The organism is Acidovorax facilis, assembly GCF_023913775.1.
GTDB lineage: Bacteria > Pseudomonadota > Gammaproteobacteria > Burkholderiales > Burkholderiaceae_C > Acidovorax > Acidovorax facilis.
Genome location: NZ_JAMXAX010000292.1, coordinates 1 through 1,229 on the forward strand (window position 1 = coordinate 1; position 1,229 = coordinate 1,229).

Consider the following 1,229-nt stretch of genomic DNA (forward strand, 5'->3'; position numbering starts at 1 on the left):
TGGGTACGCCGCGTCGCATATCTCGGTGTCTCTGAATCTTTGAGCATGGTGTCCACGATGGTTTACGTGCACACGATCTTGCGAGATGTCGCGGGACTGTTCAAGGTGGTACGGCTGGTCGCTTACGGAGCAAGAGCTCTCCAAGCAGCTGGACCACTATCGCAGTATCGCGAAGCAATACGAATCTGGTTTTCGTCTGCCTCAAGCCGTGGAAGCTAGCCGACTCTTGGCCGACATGCAGCTAGACAGTGGTGCCATGGCCGCCTACGCACGGGAGCGATTCAACGGCGCCATGTCGATGCAAGAGCTTGTCACATCAATCTCGCGCCCGTGGATGAGAGAGATGGATACGGCACGCTCCGTGACAGCTCTCATGGAGTTACAAGGCTTGGGCTCGGCGTTGCGATCGATCCAAGGCTTTGATAACGCGCTGACGACAGCACTGCGAGCCGACTTTGGCGATTGGCGTGACCGCATCGCTTTCCCGCAGGTGATATTCGAGAACCCGGTCGCGCGAACCGAGTTCTATGTAGAGCGTGGATTTAACTCCTCGCTGACCGATTTTCCAGAAGAAGCCTTCCAGCAGAGCCTCGTTCTTGTTGGGCTGGATACCGATTCTCAGGATTCAACCGAATGGCCCGAGACGCTCCGAGCGACGGACACGATTGAGGAAATGGCTTTCCGACGGACCAATAAGTGCCACAACTACCTCCAAAGGCTGGAGCGGAGACTCCGACAATTCATCGATGCAGCTATGACCGCACAGTATGGCGCCGATTGGCCAAAGAAGCGGCTAACGCCGCAGATGTTGGAATCCTGGGAGACCAAGAAATCTCGGGCTGAGAGTTCAGGAGTCCGCCTAACTCACCGTCCCACAGCATCCCAGTTCGTTTCTAAATAGTTGTTTAAAAACAGATATTTAGGATTCCATTCGTCCCACGTCATTTCAAGAAATTCCAGTCAATTTCGACTGCCTGCGGGGGACGGATCGTGGGACAATATTGCCAGTCCCCCGCAGATGAAAGTTAAGGCAACTTTCTATTGACTTAAGTCTATCATGGGTATAGCAATCAATCGACTGACCGCACTGCAAGTACAGCGCCTCAAACAGCCCGGCTACCACGCCGACGGCGCAGGTCTGTACCTCTGCGTCAAGCCCAGCGGTGCCAAGAGCTGGATCTTTCGCTACCGCTTTGCCGGGCGCGAACGCGAGATGGGCCTTGGCAGTC

The 1,229-nt window shown here is 55.1% G+C and carries 2 protein-coding genes; both read left to right on the plus strand.

Annotation, left to right across the window (positions count from 1 at the left end; all coding sequences use genetic code 11):
• The first annotated feature begins 256 nt into the window (after window positions 1-256).
• Window positions 257-901, plus strand: coding sequence for a hypothetical protein (locus NFX52_RS30230; protein WP_156358531.1), 645 nt, complete (start codon window positions 257-259; stop codon window positions 899-901).
• 156 nt (window positions 902-1,057) lie between these two features.
• The coding region (locus NFX52_RS30235; RefSeq protein ID WP_252636003.1) for an Arm DNA-binding domain-containing protein at window positions 1,058-1,229 on the plus strand (172 nt) is incomplete at its 3' end.

Bases quoted from the DNA above. Each gene is read 5' to 3' on its own strand.
- NFX52_RS30230 (WP_156358531.1), top strand. From the start codon at position 257: ATGGCCGCCTACGCACGGGAGCGATTCAACGGCGCCATGTCGATGCAA.